13 protein-coding genes are annotated in these 17,985 nt (G+C 35.8%); 7 read left to right on the top strand and 6 right to left on the bottom strand.

Annotation, left to right across the window (positions count from 1 at the left end; all coding sequences use genetic code 11):
- Position 1 precedes the first annotated feature (1 nt).
- The 5 genes from M4I44_RS01880 to rlmB all read left to right on the top strand — a co-directional run bounded on the left by M4I44_RS01880 (position 2) and on the right by rlmB (position 8,602).
- A complete protein-coding gene (locus M4I44_RS01880) occupies positions 2-1,435 on the top strand; it encodes a SusD/RagB family nutrient-binding outer membrane lipoprotein (protein ID WP_249966365.1) in 1,434 nt (477 codons plus the stop codon).
- Between the two features lie 566 nt (positions 1,436-2,001).
- On the top strand, positions 2,002-5,157 hold the full coding sequence (locus M4I44_RS01885) for a SusC/RagA family TonB-linked outer membrane protein (RefSeq protein ID WP_249966366.1): 3,156 nt from the start codon (positions 2,002-2,004) through the stop codon (positions 5,155-5,157).
- 11 nt (positions 5,158-5,168) lie between these two features.
- Positions 5,169-6,884 (top strand): SusD/RagB family nutrient-binding outer membrane lipoprotein, encoded by a 1,716-nt coding sequence (locus M4I44_RS01890; protein ID WP_017495030.1) that lies wholly within the window; start codon positions 5,169-5,171, stop codon positions 6,882-6,884.
- Positions 6,885-6,903: 19 nt separating this feature from the next.
- Positions 6,904-7,785 carry a hypothetical protein gene (locus tag M4I44_RS01895; RefSeq protein WP_017495031.1) on the top strand — a complete coding sequence of 294 codons (882 nt, stop codon included), beginning with the start codon at positions 6,904-6,906 and terminating at the stop codon, positions 7,783-7,785.
- 82 nt (positions 7,786-7,867) lie between these two features.
- On the top strand, positions 7,868-8,602 hold the full coding sequence (rlmB, locus tag M4I44_RS01900; protein WP_017495032.1) for a 23S rRNA (guanosine(2251)-2'-O)-methyltransferase RlmB: 735 nt from the start codon (positions 7,868-7,870) through the stop codon (positions 8,600-8,602).
- Between the two features lie 149 nt (positions 8,603-8,751).
- Here rlmB and M4I44_RS01905 read toward each other — a convergent pair whose 3' ends face one another.
- Positions 8,752-9,516: a rhomboid family intramembrane serine protease gene (locus tag M4I44_RS01905; RefSeq protein WP_017495033.1), complete on the bottom strand. Its 765-nt coding sequence runs from the start codon at positions 9,514-9,516 to the stop codon at positions 8,752-8,754.
- A 219-nt stretch (positions 9,517-9,735) separates the two neighbouring features.
- Between M4I44_RS01905 and M4I44_RS01910 the strand changes: the two genes are divergently transcribed.
- Entirely contained in the window at positions 9,736-11,013 is a 1,278-nt protein-coding gene (locus M4I44_RS01910; RefSeq protein ID WP_017495034.1) for a replication-associated recombination protein A, read from the top strand.
- A 15-nt stretch (positions 11,014-11,028) separates the two neighbouring features.
- On the opposite strand, the gene M4I44_RS01915 is transcribed toward M4I44_RS01910, so the two are convergent.
- The 3 genes from M4I44_RS01915 to radC are packed head-to-tail and all read right to left on the bottom strand — an operon-like array spanning position 11,029 to position 13,205.
- Positions 11,029-11,775: a hypothetical protein gene (locus M4I44_RS01915; RefSeq protein ID WP_017495035.1), complete on the bottom strand. Its 747-nt coding sequence runs from the start codon at positions 11,773-11,775 to the stop codon at positions 11,029-11,031.
- 2 nt (positions 11,776-11,777) lie between these two features.
- Positions 11,778-12,464: a YjjG family noncanonical pyrimidine nucleotidase gene (locus M4I44_RS01920; protein ID WP_017495036.1), complete on the bottom strand. Its 687-nt coding sequence runs from the start codon at positions 12,462-12,464 to the stop codon at positions 11,778-11,780.
- Between the two features lie 3 nt (positions 12,465-12,467).
- Positions 12,468-13,205, bottom strand: a complete 738-nt coding sequence (gene radC / locus M4I44_RS01925) for a DNA repair protein RadC (protein WP_017495037.1) — start codon at positions 13,203-13,205, stop codon at positions 12,468-12,470.
- Positions 13,206-13,312: 107 nt separating this feature from the next.
- On the opposite strand from radC, the gene M4I44_RS01930 reads away from it, so the two are divergent.
- Positions 13,313-13,960, top strand: a complete 648-nt coding sequence (locus M4I44_RS01930) for a DUF1287 domain-containing protein (RefSeq protein WP_017495038.1) — start codon at positions 13,313-13,315, stop codon at positions 13,958-13,960.
- 73 nt (positions 13,961-14,033) lie between these two features.
- On the opposite strand, the gene murC is transcribed toward M4I44_RS01930, so the two are convergent.
- Both murC and M4I44_RS01940 read right to left on the bottom strand, forming a co-directional pair.
- A complete protein-coding gene (gene murC / locus M4I44_RS01935; RefSeq protein WP_249966367.1) occupies positions 14,034-15,389 on the bottom strand; it encodes a UDP-N-acetylmuramate--L-alanine ligase in 1,356 nt (451 codons plus the stop codon).
- Between the two features lie 257 nt (positions 15,390-15,646).
- On the bottom strand, positions 15,647-17,791 hold the full coding sequence (locus M4I44_RS01940; RefSeq protein ID WP_026109821.1) for a S46 family peptidase: 2,145 nt from the start codon (positions 17,789-17,791) through the stop codon (positions 15,647-15,649).
- Positions 17,792-17,985: the final 194 nt, after the last annotated feature.

The raw sequence follows: 17,985 nt of genomic DNA on the forward strand, positions 1-17,985 counted from the left end.
AATGAAAAATATAAAAATAACACTAACAGCTTTAATGGCTACGTTCTTATTCCAAGCTTGTTCTGAGGACAAGATGGACGAAATAAATAAGAATGTGAACAATCCGACAGAGATGGCTAGCCGCTTAATCATTACGGATGTTATGGTGAATTCTGCCTTCACAGTAACTGGTGCTGATGCTTCATTTTATGGAGGTATCTACTCTGAGTTAAGTGCAGGAAATCACAATCAAATGTACAATGCTCAGATTAGAAGAGCTGATCCACAATTATCTTCAACTTACAATAACGGCTGGAACAATAGCTACAGACAATTATTGAATTTAGGAGTTATTATTGACAACTGTACAACTGGTAAAGAAAAAGGAAACTTCCAAACCTTAGGTGTAGCACAAATCTTAAAGGCTTACAACTTAGCGATCCTTACCGATCTTTTTGGAGACGTTCCTTACTCTGAAGCTGTAAAACCAGGAGTAATTTTTCAACCAAAAGTTGACAAACAGGAGGCTATCTATCAGGACATCTTTAAAAACCTTACTGAAGGTATTGCTAACTTGAACAAAACTTCAACTTACGCAACTTTAGGTGTTCAGGATCCTATTTATGGTGGAAATTCTGCTAAATGGATCAAAGCTGCAAACGGATTATTGGCAAGATACACTATGAGATTATCTCTTAGAAAAGCGGATTACCAAGGTGTAATTAACTATGTAAATGCTTCTTTCGCAGACGCTAGCGACGAATTAAAACTTGTAAATGGTGGTGTTCCAAATCCTTTCGCAAGATTCGAATTAAACAGAGGTGCTATTTGTGTTGCTAAGAGTTTCTACGACACTATGGTTGCTAACGGACCAGCAGACGCTCGTACAGCTTCTTTCTTTACAAAAAAGGCTGGTGTAGTACTTCCTTTTGACAATTCAAAAGAAGATGTTGAAGCGCAAGGTAGATATTCTATCTCAGCTCTTATGAGTGAAGCAAACGCAATCTACTTATTAAGCTACCACGAATTATTATTCCTGAAAGCTGAAGCACAAGCGAGATTAGGTTTACCTGAGGCACAAACTACAATGAATGCAGCTATTAAAGCAGCTTACGCTAAAAAAACAGCTGTAGCATTTACACCAGCGCAAGCAGATACTTACATTGCTTCTATTGGAGCATTAACTGGTAATGCATTGTTGAAAAAGATCATGGTAGAAAAACACATTTCTTTCTTCGAAAATGAAGGTATTGAATCTTACAACGATATCAGACGTTTACAAGCAATGGGTAATGGAGACCTAATTCCTATGGTAAATCCAAAACCTGAATTGTTCCCACAAAGATTTGCTTACGGTCAATCTGACGTTGCTTCAAACACAAACGTTAAAGAACTATATGGAGACGGTTCTTACGTATACAAAGAAAAAGTTTGGTGGGCTGGAGGTACTAGATAATAGTATTCTTCACTTACAAAACAACTCCTAAAAAGGGCGCTTATCAAATGATGAGCGCCCTTTTTTCATGAATAACTTGCTGAAGCAATAAGAAAACAAAACTCAAACAGCCAGCCCATCTGCTCATGGAAGCTTATTTGACAAGAGACCTTTCTACAAATTAATTTTCAAAACTTACTTCCCAATATAAAAAAATCAAACATTCAATTCTTTTGCTTCTTCAGACTATTGCAATAAAATACACCCTTGCACCCTAAATCTGAAACTAATAAAAAAGAGGTCATCCATATCAGGATGGCCTCTTTTTTTTTAAAAGATGCCGAGGACAAAAGTACACTCAAAAAAGTGTCTTTTAAAATTGATCAAAATCGCGAAAAAAACCAGCAAAATCAAGCATTAACACATGTTAAACAAAAAAGAAATAGGCAATATTAACCCTTGCTTTTTAACATTAAAAAAACACATCTCACAACAAAACTGCAAAATGACCAAAAAAAAAGCTTTTTATATTAGGTAGATTAACAAATAATTAAGATTTTTACCAGACTAATTCAAAACACATAAAAATGAAACTAAAGTTCAATGGACTCCTAGTACTTTTATTAGTACTAGTAGCGCAACTTACTTTTGCGCAAGAAAGAGCTGTTTCTGGAACAGTTTCTGACAATACAGGAATGCCTTTACCAGGTGTTAGTGTATTGATTAAAGGAACAAAAACAGGGACACAAACAGACTTTGATGGTAAATACTCTATCAAAGCTTCTTCAAACCAGGTTTTGGTATTTAGCTACATCGGTATGAAAAGCCAGGAAGTAGCAGCCACCTCTTCTGCAATTAATGTAAAATTATTAGATGGTGCCGCACAACAGCTGGAAAGTGTTGTTGTAACTGCATTCGGTATTAAGCGTAACCCTAAAAAACTAGGATACTCTGTTAGCGAAGTAAAAGCAGAACAAATTACTCAAAACTCAGAACCAGATTTATCAAGAGCTCTTGCAGGAAAAGTTGCGGGGGTTAACATTAATACATCAACTGGTGTTGCAGGAGCTGCCAACCAAATTACCATTAGAGGGGTAAACTCATTAACAGGTAATACAGATCCTTTGATTATCGTTGACGGTATTGCATACAGTAATGTATCCGTAACTTCAACTAGTCAAATCACTGGAGGAGGAGGATATGAATCTGCTTTATCTTCATTAGATCCTAATGACATCGCAAGTATCAACGTACTTAAAAGTACTGCTGCTGCTGCACTTTACGGTTCAAGAGCTATGAACGGGGTAATCGTTGTAACCACTAAATCCGGTGCATCTAAACCAAATAAAACACAAAAATTAAATGTAAATGTTGGAATGGGTACTTATTTTGAAACCATTGCTAACTTACCAGACTACCAAAACACATACGGTTCAGGAGCAAATTTCCAGTACTCAAACGCAAATGGTTCATGGGGACCACGCTTTGATTCATTAGCTACAATTCCAACTTGGCCAACATTGCTAGCTGCTTTCCCTGACCAATTTGGACCTACAGTTCCTTATGTTGCAAAACCAAACAACGTAAAAGACTTATTCAGAACAGGAACGGTGCTAGACAAAACAATTGGTTTTAACTATGCCGGACAAGACGGAACTTTTAATGCTACTATTTCAGATTTACGTCAGGATGGTTACATTCCTTACAACTCTTACGACAGAACATCAATGTCTGCAGGTGGAAATTTCAAATTAAGCAAAAAATTCACTGTTGGAGCCAACTTAGCTTACTCAAAAACAAAACAAGTAGGAGGTTTCTTTGGAGAAAATCAATTTGCAGGATCTTCTTCTTCATTTGCGAGAACTTTGTTCTTAGCTAGAAACTGGGATTTAAATCTTCCATACATAGACCCTGTAACAGGTGGATCTGTTACTCCAAACGGAACACAATTTGACCACCCTCTTTGGTCTTGGCAACACGATCAGATTATCACTAATACAGATAGAATTGTTGCAGGTATTAACTTAAACTACACTTTAAACGACAATATTTCTGCATCTTACAGAGCTGGTATTAACAAATATTCATTAGCAAGAACTCAGGTTCGTGATCTGGCTTCCAGAGCAAATAATGGATTAGGTAATTTACTTGCTGATAACTACGTAAACCAAGATATTGAATCTACATTCTTATTAAACTTCAATTATGAATTGAATGAGAACTTTAAATTAGCAACTATAGTTGGTAATAACGTATTGCAGAATGAGTATTCAAGACTTGCAAACGAAGGAAGAGAATTCATTGTTCCAAACATCTTTACTTTTAAAAATGTTAAAAGTATAGCAAATCTAACAGATGAGCGAGCTATGAAAAGAAATGTCGGAGTATTTGCCGATGTAACTCTGTCTTATAGAGATTACCTGTTTTTAAATGCTACAGCCAGAAATGACTGGAGTTCTTCTTTACCAAAAGAAAGAAACTCTTATTTCTATCCATCTGTAAGTGCCTCAGCAGTTATAACTGATGCTTTCAACATCCAAAGCGATATTTTAACTTTTGCAAAACTAAGAGCGAGTTTCGCTAAAGTTGGTAGAGATGTACCTGCAGAATTCTTAAAAATATCTTACAATCAAGGACAAGCCTACAATGGCCTTCCTAGAATTGGAAACAATACTTTCTTGGGAGATCAAGATGTTAAGCCAGAATTCTCAGAAGAATTTGAGATTGGTACAGACTTAGAATTTTTCAGAAAGCGAATCGTAGTAGATTTGAGTTTGTACTCTAAAACAACAAAAGACCTAATTACACCTGTAACTGTAGCATCTTCAACTGGATTTACAGAGTTAAACACTAATGCAGGTTCTATTAGAAACAGAGGTATTGAACTTGGATTAACATTAGTACCGGTTAAATCTAAAAACTTCACATGGTCATTACTAACTAACTTCACTAAAAACGAAAATGAAGTATTAACATTGAAAGAAGGTTTAGACAGAATTCAGCTTAATGCAAATCAAATTGCATATGCAATTCCAGGGCAACCTTTTGGAGTTTTCTACGGAACAAGATTTGCTCGTGATGCCAATGGAAACTATTTAATCAACAGATCCGGAGGAGCAGTTATTCAGGATCCTTCACTTGGCGTTATTGGAGATCCAAATGCTAAATTTAGAGTGAGTTTCGCAAATACTTTTACTTACAAAGCGTGGAGCTTAAGAGCACAAATTGATTGGAAACAAGGAGGTGACATATCTTCTTCTACTATTGAGTCATTATTAGGAAGAGGTGTAACCAGAGATACTGAAGACAGAGAAAAAACATTTATAATTCCAGGTTATTACGGAAACAACGATGGAACTCCGATCTTAGATGCTAATGGAAATCAAATTCCAAACAGCACACAATTAAGTATGAATGAGCTTTACTTTTCTCCTGCCGGAGGAAGTACTTTTGGAATAAATTCTGTTGATGAAGCAACAATTTATGACGGAACAGTATTTAGATTAAGAGAGATAAACTTAACTTATGATGTACCAAGTAAAATTTTGGAAAAAACTCCATTTGGAAAAATCAGTTTAAGTTTTATTGCAAACAACTTATGGTATTTTGCACCAAACGTTCCTAAGTATACCAATTTTGATCCTGAAACAACAAGCTACGGTAATTCAACATTACAAGGTATAGAGACTTCAGCTGCTCCGACTGCAAAAAGATGGGGCTTCAAAATTAATTTAACATTTTAATACAAAACGACATGAAATTATATAACTCTATAAAAAATAATAAAACTGCTCTGGTTTTATTATCCCTCACTACTTTTTTCAGTAGCTGCAGTAATTATTTAGATGTTGATAAAGATACAGATGACCCTACAGTTGCCCCGTTAAATTACCTGTTAACAAATACGCAAACGACCATTTCTGAACTAGGTGATTTCAATAACAGTACTGGAGACATATTAGCGGTCTACACCCATCAAATGACTTCAAGAGAAGAAGAAGATCAATATGGCGTAAAAGTTGACAACATTCCAATGAATAATGACTGGAATACTGTTTATTTAGGTTTAAATGACATTGAGACCTTAATAAAGCAAGCTACTGAATCAGGAAATTTAGTATATCTTGGTATTGCTCAGATGGAAAAGGCATATATTATGGCATATGCCGTAGACATGTGGGGAGATGTTCCTTATACAGAAGCAACCAAATTAACTTCTGGTAACCTTGGGCCAAAATTTGACAACCAAAAAGAAATTTATGCCAGTATTTTTAAATTAATAGACGCTGCAAAAGCTAACTTAAAAACAAATGCCGGTTTAAAAAAACCAGGTCTTGATGATGTTTTTTATGGAGGTAGCAATACGAAATGGATCAAATTTGCGAACACCTTTAAACTAAAACTGTACAATCAGGTAAGATTAACTTCAGATTTTGATCAGGCAGGGTTTAATGCACTTGTAGCCGAAGGTGACTTCTTCACTTCTAATGCTGATGATTTTCAATTTGCACGTTTCAATTCAATTTCACCTACTAATGAAAGAAACAGATTGTTTATTGAATCTTACGAGAGTACTCAGTTTGGATCTTACCAAAGCCCGTGGATGTATGAAATTTTAAAAGGAGTAAATCCTAACATCCATAACGGTAATCCGGATCCAAGGATGAAATATTACTTCTACAACCAATTAAAGCCAAACCAATTCCCTCCTGACCAAGGAAACACCACAACAGGAAACCCAGGTGCAGATTATTGGGATAAATCAACTGGTTTTGTTAGTATTCGATTTGGAAGTACTGGTCCGGACAGAGATAAGAGTGCTGAAAATACTTTTACCTATCCTGGTATCTTCCCTTCAGGAGGTAGATATGATGATGGACAAGGTGGTTCTGTATCAACATTAGCTGCAAAATCAGGAACAGGTATTGCACCTCACAGAATTTTAACTTATGATGAATTCCTATATATTCAAGCGGAGTTAATACAAACTGGAAAACTAGCTGGAAGTGCCTCAACTAAACTTCAGCAGGCAATTACGGCAAGTTTTGCTAAAGTAGACCAGGTAGTAGCAAAAAGCCAATCGCCTCAGTTAGCAACAATTCCTGTTCTGACAGGTTCTACTGCAGTAACTAACTTCATAACAAAAATAATGACTGAATTTAATGCTGCAGATGCTACAAAGAAATTAGAAATTATTATGACACAAAAGTGGGTAGGTACTTTCGGTGATCCAGCAGATCAATATGTTGATTACAGAAGAACTGGCTTCCCTGTATTAGCAAACCCGCTTAGCACCACGAAAGAATACCAGCTGAATAACAATGATGCTTTCCCTCTGAATGATTCTCAAACTGTACTGAACAATCCATTTCAGCTATCATGGTACTGGCCACAAGTAGAGCTAAACTCTAATGCTAATGCACCAGCTCAGAAAAATCCAGGTACTTACAAAATCTTTTGGGATCTTTAATCATTAAAAAACGAATAAAATGAAAAATATAAAACTAATATTCACATCAATGCTATTTTTACTAATAGCGTTCTCATGTGATGACGATGGCGGAACATCACAGATTGGCGCTGTTGAAGGGGCTACTCCAAACTTAATTAAAATCGCTACTGCAGATCAGGGTATAAACATTATAGCACTGCAAGGCGGAGGAGATGTAAATCTAGGATTAACTCTAACAGTTGCTACTGGTGATGTTACCTCTATGGATGTAGTGGGTTATTTTACAAAAAGCGGTGTAGTTTCAAAAGCAACTCTGCAAGCTAATGTTACCACTTTTCCTGCAACACTAAAATATACTAAAGCTGACCTTATTAAGGCATTCCCAACATTTGCAAGTTTTGGTCTTACTGATAAATTAGTAATCACTGCTGATTTAAAATTGAAAGACGGTAGCGTTTTGAAAATGTTTACTGATAACGGCCAGCCATTATACGGAGCTGACGTAGCCAATTCAACATTATGGAAAGTGCAACAAACTTACACTGCACTTTGTCCTTTAAACGATGCTTCTCTGTTCAATGGAAACTATAAAGTTACTGCTGACACATGGCAGGATTACAGTATTGGAGATATTGTTCCTGTAGTTTATAATGCAGCAAATGGTAAATATGTATTCAGAATTTTGAATACAGCTAACCCTTATTTGATAAACGGAAGTACTTCTTATATTATTGGTACTATCAATCCGGCTACAAATGCGGTTACCGTTACCAGCAATGAGCAATGGAATTACGGGCCTGGTCAGGTTTATACTGTAACCGGAACCGGTAACGTTAGTTCATGTACCGGAGACATTAATTTAAAAATTAGTTTTAGCGGATCGTCTGACTATACATTCAATTTAGTTAAAGCTCCTTAATCAAAATAAATTTTATATTGAAACCACTCTGTTCACTCAGAGTGGTTTTTTTTTATCTCAACATTATACCTATATTTGTCCCATGGAAAAAGAACATCAAATATTTGGAATTAGAGCCATTATAGAAGCCATTCAGGCAGGAAAAGAAGTTGATAAAGTATTTATTCAAAAAGAAATTTCCGGAGAATTAATGAAAGATTTAATGAAGGTGATGAAACGCGCTAACATTAATTTCTCGTATGTTCCTGTAGAAAAACTCAATCGCTTAACTCCAAACAATCATCAGGGAGCGGTAGCGACCATCTCCCCTATTGGTTTTATTGAACTGGAACATTTGGTTGAATCAACAATCGAATCGGGATCAAAACCTTTATTTTTAATACTGGACCAGATTTCAGATGCCAGAAATTTTGGTGCTATTATAAGAACTGCTGAATGTACCGGTGTAAATGGAATCATTGTTCAGAAAGCTGGTTCTGCCCCAGTGAACGGAGATACAGTTAAAACTTCAGCCGGAGCAGTTTTTAATGTTCCTATTTGCAAAGTTGAACATATCAAAGATGCTATTTTTTATCTTCAGGGGTCGGGTATCAAAACAGTAGCTGCTACCGAAAAAACAGACCAAAATATATACGACGTAACTTTAAATGAACCCGTAGCCATCATCATGGGATCTGAAGACAGAGGTATAAATCCTTCTGTTCTGAAAATTGTTGATGAAAAAGCAAAATTACCTATGTTCGGATCCATTGGATCCTTAAATGTTTCTGTTGCCTGCGGTGCATTTCTATATGAGGCTGTTCGCCAAAGAAGCTAAATAACACAAAGAATTGAGAATTACGAGATAAATAATATAGTATTGTCTTCAAAATATACTCATCGATTCTTTCTTAAAACCTGTAGTTTAATTGTAGTGCTCTTACTTACTACTTTAAGCTACGGGTAAATAAACATCTGAGCCTAACATTACCTATCCTCCTTTGTCTCAGGCTTAGTCACAATATAATTAACCGAAACATCTGAATTAAAATAAGTCATTAATTCCTCCGGTTCTTCCTCAACAATCTCCGTATTTATGAAATTTCCATTCTCATCAAAATGCTTCATAAAAGCATCTTCATCGGGATTAAAATCCGGTTTCTGCCATTCATAAACAATAGGTTTTACATACTCAGGGGTTTTATAAAGTAAAGACATAACAAATCCGGTAATGAAGCCTGCCAAATGTCCTTCCCAGGAAATAGTTTTATCAACCTCCGGAAAGACATACCAAATCATTCCACCATACAATAAGATAACAGATAATGAGAGTGCCACTAAACGATAATAGCCGGTTTGGATTCCTTTAAAAAAAATAAAACTGACTAAGACGTAAATCAATCCACTGGCACCAATATGAAAATTTTCGCGGCCAATAATCCAGGTAATTAGCCCTGAGAATAAAATCCCATAACCAATCACTGCAAAGGATTGTTTAGGATAGAAAAATTGCAGCGCCGCCAATAATACCAAAAGAGGAATAGAGTTATTGTATAAATGGCTTAAATTTTCATGAATGAAAGGGCTGAACAAAACACCCTGCAGGCCTGACAGATCTCTTGGGTAGACTCCATATTGGTAAAAGTCGAAATCAAAGCGTATCTGAACCCAGTACACGATCCACAAAAAAAGAACAAAAAATACCGGAAGACCAATAACTGCAGTCGTAAATTTAAAGTGGTTGTCGTTCATAATTTTTAAGGTAAATTTATAATGATAACATCAAAAAACTATCCAATTACAATTTACTGATAATTTGTCAGCTTATTGAAATATTCTTAAACCCTGTTCTAGCCCTGATGGAAGTGACATCCTTTTGTTTCCGCTACGGTGGACGCAAAAGATACAGCGAATAGCAGGAATAGCTTCTAAAAACTATAAAATTAAACCCGAAAACTGTAATTTTACAAAATGGAAGCACCTTTAGCCGAGCGTATTCGCCCACAACACTTAGAAGATTATATCAGTCAGAGTCATTTGGTTGGCCCAAATGGATCCTTAACGCAGCAAATTTCGAAAGGAATAATTCCGTCGTTGATCTTTTGGGGACCTCCCGGAACAGGAAAAACCACCTTGGCGCAAATCATCGCGCAGGAATCCAAGCGTCCGTTTTATATCCTGAGCGCCATCAATTCAGGTGTAAAAGATATCCGTGATGTGATCGAAAAAGCCAAACAAAGCGGTGGATTATTTACTGCTAAAAATCCCATTCTGTTTATTGATGAGATTCATCGTTTTAGTAAGTCACAGCAAGATTCGCTTTTGGCTGCTGTCGAAAAAGGCTGGATTACATTGGTTGGTGCAACGACCGAGAACCCAAGTTTCGAAGTCATTCCTGCATTATTGTCACGTTGCCAGGTCTATATTCTAAATGCTTTCACAAAAGCCGATTTAGAAGCTTTATTGCACCGGGCGCTAAAAACGGATACGTATCTGGCTTCAAAAAATATCACTTTAAAAGAAACAGAAGCTTTACTGCGACTTTCGGGAGGTGACGGAAGAAAACTTCTCAATATTTTTGAGCTTGTTATCAACGCTTCTGCGGGCGATGAAATTATAATCACCAACGATCGTGTTTTTGAATTGGTACAACAAAACACAGTGTTGTATGACAAAAGTGGAGAACAGCATTACGATATCGTTTCTGCTTTTATAAAATCCATTCGTGGAAGTGATCCTAATGGGGCTGTTTATTGGCTGGCCAGAATGATTGAAGGCGGTGAAGATGTAAAATTTATTGCCCGCAGAATGCTTATTCTTTCCAGTGAAGATATCGGAAACGCGAATCCGACCGCATTTATTATGGCCAATAATACCTTTCAGGCCGTAACTACCATTGGATATCCGGAAAGCAGAATCATACTGAGTCAATGCGCTATTTATCTGGCAACTTCTCCTAAAAGCAATGCCTCGTATATGGCGATTGGAAATGCTCAACAATTAGTAAAACAAACGGGGGATTTGCCTGTTCCGATTCATTTACGAAATGCTCCAACCAAACTTATGAAAGAACTGGGTTATGGTGATGATTATAAATACTCGCACGATTATGCTAATAATTTTGCTGAACAGGAATTTCTACCGGATGCCATAAAAGAAACGGTTCTTTATAATCCGGGGCGCAATTCAAGAGAGAACAGCAACCGCGAATTTTTAAAGAACCGTTGGAAAGATAAATACGGTTATTAAAACCGTATTCTATTTTTAGAATTTAACTGAAACTTTTTCAGAAACTAACTGATCATTTTTATAATATTCAAAAAACCACTGATTGTCTTTTGCATTTAAAGATCCCTGAACTCCGTCTTTTATAGCGATAAATGAATCGGGACGAGATGTTTTCAACAATTTCATTACCACCTTTGGGGTCTTATCAATTAACTGGTAACCATTCTCTGTAGGTTGTGCATACAATAAATTTGGATCTTTAAGATCAACCAACGGAGTCGCCTCTACAACTTTAGCAGCTACAACTGCAGTTGTCAACGGAGTAGCCGGAATTGAAGATTTTACAGTATTAGCACTTTTTCCATTATATTTATAGCGTAAACCGTTTATTGAAACAAACGCAAGATCAAGACACTCTCTGTAAGCCGTTTCATATTCCTTCTCTTTACTTTTTCCTATTGCAGATGTAAAAATCACTTTACCGTAACAATCTTTAAACTCTACAAAAAGCTTGGTAATTAAAAAACCATTCTCTCTTTTAACATCGGCATACAAAAGATCGCAACGATCTCCAAAACCTTCCGGAAGTATCTCGTTGGCATAAAAAGCCTGAAAACCGGCTTTGTTTAAATTAGCTTTAGTCATTGTTGACGTTCTATATTGATTTTCCGTTTTAAGGAAATCATATTTTAAGGGAACAATAACCGCTTTGTAATCATTAACCGATTGTGAAAATCCTATAACTGATGTAAGGAATGCAATTAACAAAAATTTTATTCTCATAATTATAAATATTTTTTTAGTTCTAATAAATGGTTTACTTGTTTAATATTTTGCGGAGCTTCGATTCTTTTTTCATTAAAGAAAATAGCATCAAGACCTGCATTTAAGGCACCGTTGACATCGGCATCCAGGCAATCTCCTATCATAACACTGTTTTCTTTTGAAGTTTTGGCAGCACTAAGTGCATAATCAAAGATAATACTATTTGGTTTCTTCACACCAGCCAACTCAGAATTTGTGATGGTTTCGAAATAACCCGAAAGTGCCGCATTATTAATTTTTTTATCCTGAACATTTGCAAAACCGTTAGTAATGATATGCAGCTTGTATTTTGGTTTTAAATACTCCAGCACTTCAATTGCTCCTTCGAAAAGATGATTGTTGTCGGTTAAAAATTCAATATAATCATTGGCAATCTCATTGATATTTTCATCTGACATGGTGTAATTTAAAGCATCAAATGAAAACTTCAATCTATTGTAACGGAGTTCCAGATGCGTTATTTTATCATTCTGGTATAATTTCCAGCACTCCTGATTGATTGGAGCATATTTCTCGATAAAATCTTCTGTTTTAATTTCGGGATATTTACTTTTAAAAATTCGATCAAAAGCCATTTCAGAGTTTTTGTCAAAATCCCAAAGTGTATGATCTAAATCAAAAAAGACATCGGTAATAGTGGTATTCATAATTTATAAAATTCCTTGATCTACAAAACTATAATATTTTGCTTCAGTTATAATCAAATGATCCAAAACTTTAACATCTAAACTATCCCCTGCTAATTTGATCTTTTTCGTCAACTTTTTATCGGCATCACTGGGCAGCAAATTTCCTGACGGATGATTGTGACACAAAATCAATCCTGTAGCACCAATTTCAAGTGCCAATTTAAAAACGATACGTACATCCACAACGGCTCCGGTAATTCCCCCTTTACTCACTTGGGATTTAGAAATTACTTTATTGGAATTATTCAGAAAAAGCACCCAGAACTCTTCGTGAGAAAGTTCACCAATAATAGGCTGCATGATTTCGAAGACAATTTTACTGGAAGTTATTATCTTCAATTGTGACACATCCTCTGCCCTTCTTCTTCTTCCAAGTTCTAATGCCGCAATAATTGTTATAGCTTTTGCCTCCCCTATTCCTTTAAATTCCATTAATTGAGCAGTAGATTTTTTCCCTAAAGAATTTAAACTTCCGGCACTAGCCAAAATCCGTTTACTTAAATCTACTGCAGATTCATTACGACTGCCTGACCCTATTAATATCGCAATCAACTCAGCATTACTTAAAGCTTCTTTGCCCTTTAACATCAATTTTTCACGAGGACGATCTTCTTCTGACCAATCCGGTATGGGAAAATAAGTTGCTACAAAATCCGCGTTTTCATTTGTTGTTTTTACAACTTTTAAGCTTGCTCTCATTTTACAATACTCTTAGAGGGTTAATTTATAAAAATAAGAAAAATCCCTCAAATAAAACAATACTAATCTCAAATTAATTATTTCATTACTATAAATGTCCCATCAAAATGGCTTATCTTAAGGGCATGAAAATAATAGGTACTTTTTCCCTCTTACTTCTTCTCCTCTCCTGCAATCAAAAAGAGGACAAAACAGCTGTTGCGGAAAGCTTGTCATCGGGTATTACAAAAACTTTTCCAGAAAAATTATCCGATGCAGCAATCTCGATCATTGATCCTTCTATAGACTACGATCCATCTTACTTTAAAATTGATTATCCTAATGGAGATATCCCAAAAAACAAAGGAGTTTGCACGGACGTCATTATTCGATCTTATAGAAAATTAGGTATTGATTTACAAAAGGAAGTTCACGAAGATATGCTTGAAAATTTCTCTGATTATCCAAACTTAAAAAAATGGGGAATGATCAAAACTGACACCAATATCGACCATCGAAGGGTTCCCAATCTTGAAGTATTCTTTGAGCGAAAAGGCGCAAAATTACCACTTTCTCAAAATGCCAAAGATTATAAGACCGGAGAAATTGTAACGTGGATAATTAATAATAAATTGCCTCACATCGGAATTGTAACCAACAAAAAATCCAGAGATGGAAAACGAAATTTAATCGTACATAACGTGGGACACGGTCAGATTCTGGAAGATTGTTTGTTTGAATATAAAATTGTTGGGCATTTTAAATATCAAAAATAAGTTTCAAACCCCATCAAAAAAAAATGCCAACTGTGTAACAATTGGCACTTTATTAAATTTTCTAATTGACGAATTACTCAATCAACCCTTTCACATCATCAAAATTCAATCCTCCGTAATTTCCGGAACTCATTAACAATAAAGCTGAGTTTTCAAGATTTAAATTAAAAAGGTATTTTTTAAATTCATCAGGATTGGTATAAATAATTAAGTCTTCACGGTTAAAAGAACTTGCAATTTGCCCGTAGGTTACTTCTTCTAGTTGTTTGATTTTTACGGCATCAGGCGAATAGAATACTAATGCAACATCTGCATATTCAAGAGCTCCCTCATACTCTTTTAGAAACTCTGCATTCAAACTGCTGTAGGTATGTAATTCCAAACAAGCCACTAAGGTTCTGTTTGGATATTGCTCTTTTACTGCTTTTGTAGTTGCAGCAACTTTACTTGGGGAGTGTGCAAAATCTTTGTATGCTACTTTTCCTTTTCCTTCAGCAATTTTCTCCAATCGCTTTGAAGCTCCTTTGAAACTGGCAATTGCTTCGTAAAAATCGGCTTCGTCAACACCCATATTTTGGCAAATCCACTTCGCACCAGCAAGATTATTTAAATTGTGCGCTCCAAAAACTTCAATTGGCATATCACCTTCAGGAGTTTCTAATAAAGTTACACCATCATTAACGGTGTACTTTGGAGTAGAATAGGCTAATTTTCGAATTGGATTCGTAGCAGCTTCGGCAACACGTTTTACTTCCGGATCATTTTCATTGTATACCAAAATCCCTCCATTTGTAATTTTTCCAATAAAGATCTCGAATTGCTCTACATAATTCTCATAGGTTGGAAATACATTGATATGATCCCAGGCAATTCCGGAAATCAAAGCAATATTGGGTTGGTACAAATGAAATTTAGGGCGTCTGTCTATTGGTGAAGATAAATACTCATCCCCTTCCAAAACCATGAAATCATTTTCTTCGGTAAGATGTACCATCGTATCAAAACCCTCTAACTGTGCTCCAACCATATAATCTACTTCGATATTATGATAATGCATGACATGTAAAATCATCGAGGTTATTGTTGTTTTTCCATGAGAACCTCCAATTACCACTCGGGTTTTATTCTTAGACTGCTCATACAAAAATTCCGGATACGAATAAATTTTCAAACCTAACTCCTGCGCTTTTAGCAACTCCGGATTATCCGCTTTCGCATGCATTCCGAGAATTATGGCGTCGATATCGGCAGTGATTTTTTCAGGAAACCAACCCAGTTCAGCCGGTAAAATTCCTTTCTTTTCCAATCTTGATTTTGAAGGTTCAAAAATAGCATCATCACTTCCTGTAACCTGATATCCTTTATTGTGCAATGCAAGTGCTAAATTGTGCATGGCGCTTCCGCCTATGGCGATGAAATGTGTTTTCATTGAATACGTTAAATCGTTTATTTGTTGAACTGTTTCTTCGAGAAATGAAAGTACAATTCAACGCTTAAATCGGTTAATTATTTTTCAAAAATAAGGAATTATAAAATGTCCTTTTTGCTTTTAATACTAAATTAGTAATTTGTATGAATAATATTTTTTAATCATTCCCAACCTTTCATCGAAATCATCGTTTAGAAACAAAAACACCCGACAGGTTTTAAAAACCTGTCGGGTGTTTTTCAATACAAAAAATCGAATTATTTAATAATCGTCATTTCGTCAATAATGTTTTTAGCTCCGGCGTATTTGTCGATAATCCAAAGTACGTAACGAATATCTACGTTAATTGTTCTTTGTAATTTAGAATCGAAAATAACATCTCCTGCCATTGCTTCGATGTTTCCGTCAAAAGCAACTCCAATTAATTCTCCTTTTCCGTTCAATACCGGAGAACCTGAATTTCCACCAGTAATATCGTTATCTGTCAAGAAGTTTACCGGCATATAACCAGCTTTATCAGCATACTGTCCAAAGTCTTTTGCTTTGTTTAACTCTAATAAACGCTTTGGTAAGTCAAATTCCTGATCTCCTGCTTTATACTTTTTAACCATACTTTCCATTGTTGTATAATTATTGATTTTAGCATCGTTACGCGGATCAGCAGGTAAAGCTCTTACTTTTCCGTAAGTTAGTCTCAATGTTGAGTTAGCGTCAGGGTATTGAATAGCGTTCAATTTAGATTCTCTTAAACCTTCTACCAATTTACGATAAGCGTTTGCGAAACCGTCATCAGCTTTCAACTGATCGTCTGTTTTAGCACGGTATTTTGTCAACAAATCGTTAGAAATAATATACAACGGATCGTGTACAATTGCTAATGGTTTAGGATTAGCCATAAATGCTAATACTTTGTCTTTAGAAGTAAAATAACTGATTTCAGTTGCTTTTGCTACATCGGCAGTAAAGTCACCATTGTTCTCTGATTTCATTTTAGCAATTTGTGTCGCTAAACCATATTCAGCAGCTTTAGAAGCGTACAAATTCAATTGTGCTGTTAACACATCTTTTTCAAGAGGTGCATAAAATTCACCGTAGATGTTTTCGATCATTGCGTTGATCTTAGGCAGCATCTCAGCTTTCTTAGCATCAGTTTCGTTATAATAAGCGATCAATGCGTTTCCTAGGTTAGCAGGTCCCGTTGCGTAAGCTGACGTACGTAAAAGCTGTGTCAGGTAATTGTCGTGCGTTGATTTTACATTTGTAGATCTGTAATAATCATTGATCGTTGGAATTACATTCTCGTATTTTTCTTTATTAGCCGGTTTAGTAGCCCACTCGTAAAATTTATCTTCTTGTCCCGCTTTAACCTCTGCTGTTCCAGCTTTTGTTAAAGCATCGATCATCCCCTGACGGTTTTTCCAGTAATTTGCTGTAGAAGCATATTTAGACGCGTATTGCAAACGAACTGTTGCATCTTTGTCCATGTACTTTTTCATTTGATCCATTCCGGTTTTAGCACCTTCAACCCAAGCAGGGTAAGCAAACTTAACGTTTTGCTCAATTCCTCCAGCCGGCATCCAACGGTTTGTTCTTCCCGGATATCCTAAGATCATAGCGAAATCATTCTCTTTAACCCCTTTGATACTTACAGGTAAGTAATGCTTTGGTTTCAAAGGCACATTATCTTTAGAATATGCTGCCGGATTTCCGTCTTTATCTGCGTACACTCTGAACATAGAAAAATCTCCTGTTTGGCGAGGCCACTCCCAGTTGTCCGTATCTCCACCAAATTTACCAACACTTTCAGGAGGCGTTCCTACTAAACGTACGTCTGTGTAATCCTGGTAAACGAAATAGTAATATTCATTTCCCTGAAAGAAAGGACGAACAGAAACGGTATATTTTCCACCTTCATTATTTTCTTTTTCAATCAATGCAATTTCTTGCTGAATTGCTTTACTTCTTTCAGCCTCGGTCATCTTATCATTTACTTTTGACAAAATTCTTTTAGAAACATCATCCATACGCACGAAGAAACGTACATACAATGATTTAGGTTTCATTTCGGCACTTCTTTGTTTTGCCCAAAAACCGTCTTTTAAGTAGTTTTGCTCTGCCGAAGATAGTTCTGCAATTGCGTCATAACCACAATGGTGATTGGTTAAAACCAATCCTTCTTTAGAAACAATTTCTGCTGTACATCCTCCATTAAATTGTACAATAGCATCTTTTAAACTATGATGGTTGATACTGTAAATTTCTTCGGCTGTCAATTGCAAGCCCATTTTTTCCATATCTCTATGGTTCAATCTTTCGATAAACATCAAAAACCACATCCCCTCATCAGCTCTTACAGGAAAAGCCATCAGACACATGGTCAAGAATAAAACTATTTTTTTCATGTTATTTTGTTTAAGTGATGCGAATATAATTCATTTTCATAATTATATTACCGCAATTCCTGCCGAAATTAGATATCTCAGTGATTTTTTAGCATTTTGTTACGAATTTAACACCAATAATGCGTTTAATTTTAGCCCAAGAAAATCTGTTATTTTCTTGTTGTATGAATAGTACACAAAACAAAAAAGGTGCT

Origin of the sequence: Flavobacterium sp. B183 (assembly GCF_023539155.1) — a bacterium.
Classification (GTDB): Bacteria; Bacteroidota; Bacteroidia; order Flavobacteriales; family Flavobacteriaceae; genus Flavobacterium; species Flavobacterium tructae.